Here is a 3,780-nt window from a genome sequence, read left to right on the forward strand (position 1 = left end):
GGCGACGAGGGGCTGATGCTGTCGGGCGACCAGAACATCGTCGACGTGCGGTTCTCCATCCTGTGGTCGGTCTCCAATCCCATCGACTTCCTGTTCAACGTACGCGATCCCGAAGACATGGTGCGCAGCGTGGGCGAGAGCGCCATGCGTCAGGTGGTCGGCAGTCGACCGGCGCAGGACATCTTCCGCGACGAGCGCGCCGGCATCGCCGAGGACGTGCGCAACATCACCCAGACCATCCTCGACCAGTACCAGGTCGGCGTGCGTGTGTCGCAGGTCGCCATCGAGAACGTGGCGCCGCCGACCGAGGTGGCCGACGCCTTCGACGAGGTGCAGCGCGCCGAGCAGGACGAGGACAAGTTCCAGGAAGAAGCGCGCCGCGACGCCAACACGCTCCTCGGCCAGGCCCGCGGACAGGCGGCGCAGTTGCGTGAAGACGCTGCCGCCTACCGCACCCGCGTGGTCGAGGAGGCCAAGGGCGAGGCGGCTCGCTTCCTCTCCATCTACGAGGAATATGCCAAGGCCCCCGAGGTGACGCGCAAGCGGCTCTACCTCGAAACCATGGAGCAGGTGCTCGGCGGTGCCGACAAGGTGCTGATCGAGAAGGGGATGGGGGGCTCGGGCGTCGTGCCTTACCTGCCGTTGCCTGAACTGCGCGGCAACTCTGCCGCCACCAGCGCCGACTCCGCGAGGTAAGCCATGAACCGTCTCATCATCCTCGGCGTCGTGCTTCTCGGCGCCCTCTACGTGCTGTTCTCCTCGATCTACGTGGTCAACGAGCGCGAACAGGCGATCGTCCTGCGCTTCGGTTCCATCAACGACGTCAAGACCGAGCCGGGCCTCTACTTCAAGGTACCGACCGACGTGGTCGACACGGTCCAGATCATCGAGGACCGCCTGCTGCGCTACAACGCCGCCAACATGACCGTGCAGGTTTCGGGCGGCAAGTTCTACGAGGTCGATGCCTTCCTGACCTACCGCATCGCCGACCCGCGCCGGTTCCGCGAGCGCGCCCAGGGGCAGGTGAGCCTGGCCGAGGCCCGTATCGCCACCCGTTTCGACTCCGCTCTGCGCGATGTCTACGGCAAGCGTGAGTTCAATGCCGCGCTGAGCCAGGAGCGCACCGCCATGATGTCCGAGACCAAGGCGCTGATGGTTGCGGACATGGCCGAACTCGGCATCGAGATCGTCGACGTTCGTATCCTGCGCACCGATCTGACGGCCCAGGTTTCGCAGCAGACCTATGATCGCATGAAGGCCGAACGCCAGGCCGAGGCCGCCTTGCTGCGCGCCCGCGGTAACGAGGCGGCGCAGACTGCCCGTGCTATCGCCGAGCGCCAGGCCGTGGAAATCGTGGCCACCGCCCGCGGCGAGTCCGAGCGCATCCGCGGCGAGGGCGACGCCACGCGCAGCCAGGTGTTCGCCGATGCCTACAGCAAGGACCCGGAGTTCTTCCAGTTCTACCGGTCGCTGCAGTCGTATCGGTCGGCGCTGGGCAGCAGCAGCACCACCATGGTCCTCTCGCCGGATTCCGAGTTCTTCGCGTATTTCGGGACGGAGGGCACGGCGGCGCTTCCCGCCGCTGAGGCCACCGCTGCCGGGGCCGAGCCGGTGAGCGAGCCGGCGGTTGTGGAAGCCGCTCCTGCCGCGCCGGCGGTCGACGCCGCACCGGCGCAGTGATCGCGTGATCGAACTCCTCTCGGCGTTCTGTCTCGCCATCGTCATCGAGGGGTTGGCCTACGCGGCCTTCCCCGAGCAGATGAAGAAGATGCTGGCATCCGTACAGGCGATGCCGGCATCAACCATTCGTGCGGTCGCACTGGCTTGCGCCGCCGTGGCACTTGTCCTCTTGTGGTTCATCCGCGGCTGATCCGATAGTGTGGCCGCTTGACGGATTGCGGTGAGGAGTGGCCGATGCGTTCGACGACGAGAGGGTGGGTTGCCCTGGTTCTGGCCCTGGCGCTTGCCGTATCCGGCAGTCCCGGACAAGCCAAGGGCCCCGAATCGGTCGCCTCGCTGGCCGAGGTTCTCTCCCCCGCCGTGGTCAATATCGGCACCTCGCGCCGCGTTGCCGGCGGTAACGGCGTGCCGTTCCCCGAGGTGCCGGAAGGCTCGCCGCTCGAAGAGTTCTTCGACGAGCACAACCCCAACAACGGCCTGGGCGAGGAGCAGATGCAGGAGGCCCGCAGCCTCGGCTCCGGCTTCATCATCTCCGCCGACGGCATCGTCGTGACCAACAATCACGTCATCGAGGGCGCCGACGACGTCGAGGTCTTCCTGACCGACGGCACGCGCCTGCCCGCGAGGATCATCGGCGCCGACAGCAAGACCGACCTTGCGGTGCTGAAGGTCGACGCGGGGCGCGACCTGCCTTTCGTCGAGTTCGGCGACAGCGACTCGGCGGTCGTCGGCGACTGGGTGATGGCGATCGGCAACCCCTTCGGGCTCGGTGGATCGGTGACCCTCGGCATCGTTTCGGCTCGCAATCGCGACATCCAGTCCGGCCCCTACGATCAGTTCATCCAGACCGACGCTGCGATCAACCAGGGTAATTCCGGCGGCCCGCTGTTCGACATGGACGGCAAGGTGGTCGGTATCAATACCGCGATCATCGCGCGCGGCGGGTCATCGCTGGGCATCGGCTTTGCCGTTCCCGGCAATCTCGCCAAGCCCGTCATCGACCAGTTGGCCCAGTTCGGGGAAACCCGGCGCGGCTGGCTCGGCGTCGGCATCCAGGAAGTCAGCGAGGACATCGCGGCCAGCCTCGCCCTCGGCAGCACCGCCGGGGCGCTCGTCATCGACGTCACCCGCGGCGGCCCGTCCGAGGGCCTCATCCGGCAGGGCGACATCATCGTCGAGTTCGACGGCAAGCCGATCGCGCGCATGCGCGACCTGCCGCGTGTCGTAGCCGAGACCGCCGTCGGCAAGGCTGTGCCGGTCAAGCTGCTGCGCAACGGCGACCAGGTCGTGCTCGACATTACCCTGGGCCGTCTCGAACTGGGTGAGAAGCTGATCGCCAACAACGGCGCCGAGCCCGAGTCGCAGCCCGTGTCTCCGCCGGAGGACGAAGTGGCCGAGGTGCCCACGCCCCAGGGCCTGCGCGACCTCGTCGGGTTCGATGTGGCTCCGCTGGACGAGGCGCGGCGCTCGCAGTTCGGCCTGGCCCCGGAGGCCGACGGGGTGGTCGTCACCGAGGTGGCGGGTGGCAGCGACGCGGACCGCAAGGGCGTGATCCCCGGCCTCGTCGTCACCGAGGTCAACCAGAAGCAGGTGGCCACCGTCGATGAACTGAACAGCCTCGTCGACGAGGCCAGGGAGGCCGGTCGGCCGGCCGTGTTGTTCAAGGTCACCGATCCCGCCGGGACCAGCCGTTTCATCGCTGTGCGCCTCGGCTGAGGCCTCGGCGTCAGTCGTCGCGCAGGACCGGATTGAGGATGCGGTAGACCACGTGCGGGCGCAGCCGGTGCCCCTGTGGCACGTCGGGGTGGTCGAAGTTGGAGTCGGGGTCGTGGCGCATCCCGATCTTCTCCATCACCCGGCGGCTCGGCAGGTTGCCGGCATAGGTGATGGCCACCACCTCCGTCAGCCGCAGGCTCCGCCAGGCGAAGTCCAGCATGGCGCGCGCCCCCTCCGGCGCGTAGCCCTGTCCCCAGTAGGCCTGCCCGAGTTGCCAGCCGATTTCCACCTCGGGGGCACCCGGAATGGCGAGTCGCAACTCGTCGCGGAATGGCGCCATGCCCAGCATGCCGAGGAACCGGCCATCGGACTTCCGCTCGACGG

The 3,780-nt window shown here is 67.8% G+C and carries 5 protein-coding genes; 4 read left to right on the forward strand and 1 reads right to left on the reverse strand.

Features of this window, described 5'->3' with window-relative positions:
- The 4 genes from hflK to ACE3TU_RS20055 form a co-directional block, all read left to right on the forward strand.
- The coding region (gene hflK / locus ACE3TU_RS20040) for an FtsH protease activity modulator HflK (RefSeq protein WP_374627451.1) at window positions 1-696 on the forward strand (696 nt) is incomplete at its 5' end.
- 3 nt (window positions 697-699) lie between these two features.
- A complete protein-coding gene (hflC, locus tag ACE3TU_RS20045; protein ID WP_374627453.1) occupies window positions 700-1,680 on the forward strand; it encodes a protease modulator HflC in 981 nt (326 codons plus the stop codon).
- A gap of 4 nt (window positions 1,681-1,684) precedes the next feature.
- On the forward strand, window positions 1,685-1,870 hold the full coding sequence (locus ACE3TU_RS20050) for a DUF2065 domain-containing protein (RefSeq protein WP_374627455.1): 186 nt from the start codon (window positions 1,685-1,687) through the stop codon (window positions 1,868-1,870).
- A gap of 44 nt (window positions 1,871-1,914) precedes the next feature.
- Window positions 1,915-3,396: a Do family serine endopeptidase gene (locus tag ACE3TU_RS20055; RefSeq protein ID WP_374627457.1), complete on the forward strand. Its 1,482-nt coding sequence runs from the start codon at window positions 1,915-1,917 to the stop codon at window positions 3,394-3,396.
- A 10-nt stretch (window positions 3,397-3,406) separates the two neighbouring features.
- Here ACE3TU_RS20055 and ACE3TU_RS20060 read toward each other — a convergent pair.
- On the reverse strand, window positions 3,407-3,780 hold a 374-nt coding region (locus ACE3TU_RS20060), incomplete at its 5' end, for a GNAT family N-acetyltransferase (RefSeq protein ID WP_374627459.1).

This window comes from Devosia sp. (genome assembly GCF_041917035.1).
Classification (GTDB): Bacteria; Pseudomonadota; Alphaproteobacteria; order Rhizobiales; family Devosiaceae; genus Devosia_A.

Coding starts and splice junctions, on each gene's coding strand:
- hflC (WP_374627453.1), top strand. CDS start 700: ATGAACCGTCTCATCATCCTCGGCGTCGTGCTTCTCGGCGCCCTCTAC.
- ACE3TU_RS20055 (WP_374627457.1), top strand. CDS start 1,915: ATGCGTTCGACGACGAGAGGGTGGGTTGCCCTGGTTCTGGCCCTGGCG.